General features: G+C 65.0%; 1 protein-coding gene. It reads left to right on the forward strand.

What is annotated here, in order from left to right:
• Positions 1-60: 60 nt before the first annotated feature.
• On the forward strand, positions 61-954 hold the full coding sequence (locus J5X75_RS43795) for an IS982 family transposase (RefSeq protein ID WP_208473645.1): 894 nt from the start codon (positions 61-63) through the stop codon (positions 952-954).
• Positions 955-979 lie beyond the last annotated feature (25 nt).

A 979-nucleotide genomic window follows, 5' to 3' on the forward strand; every position in this document is an offset into this window, starting at 1 on the left:
ATGACTAGTTGTCACAGCCACTTGTCAATGCGAAACACGAAGGGTGTCGATGATCTGTTTGTGACGACAGACATCAACACCCTTCTCACCGCACTTTACGTGAAGATCGACGACTGGCTCGGCAAGCCCCGCCGAGCCGGGCGGCCGCCGAGGCTGTCCGACGCCGAGCTGCTGACCATGGCGGTCGCCCAGGCCCTGCTCGGGATCCGTTCCGAGGCCCGCTGGCTTCGGTTCCTGCCCAAGCACCTACCCGGCGCATTCCCGTATCTACCCGGCCAGTCCGGTTACAACAAGCGCATGCGGGCCGCCCTGCCGCTGCTGAAGAGAGCCATCCGGCTGGTCGCCGCGGACACCGACCTGTGGTTCGACGACGTATGGGTCACCGACTCCACCCCGGTTGAATGCGGCCGGTCCCGGCCCACGGTGAAACGCTCCGACCTTGCTGGCTGGGCCGGTTACGGCTACTGCTCATCGCACTCACGGTTCTTCTGGGGCCTGCGTCTGCACCTGATCTGCACGCCCTCGGGTCTGCCGATCGCCTGGTCGCTGTCCACCGCGAAAACCGACGATCGCCAGGTCCTGATCGCCGCATTGGAAGACGACCCTGATCTGCTTGCCACCCGACCGGGGCAGCTGATCATCGCGGACAAGGGCTACGTCTCCGCTGAACTCGATCGCTGGCTGGCCGAACGCGGAGCCCGGCTGCTACGGCCGTCCTACCGCAACCGAACCCCACACCCCGGCGAGCACCTGCTCAAACCCGTCCGCCAGCTGATCGAGTCGGTCAACGACACGTTGAAGGGCCAACTCGACCTCGAACTGCACGGCGGCCGCAGCATCGAAGGCGTCGGCGCCCGCATCGCCCAACGCCTGCTCGCCATGACCGCCGCGATCTGGCACAACCGAACCACCGGACAGCCCCTGACCAGGTCCTTAATCGCGTACGACCACTGACCTCAGTTAGGACTTACTCGTCTAG

The sequence above is a fragment of the Actinoplanes flavus genome (genome assembly GCF_017592555.1).
Classification (GTDB): Bacteria; Actinomycetota; Actinomycetes; order Mycobacteriales; family Micromonosporaceae; genus Actinoplanes; species Actinoplanes flavus.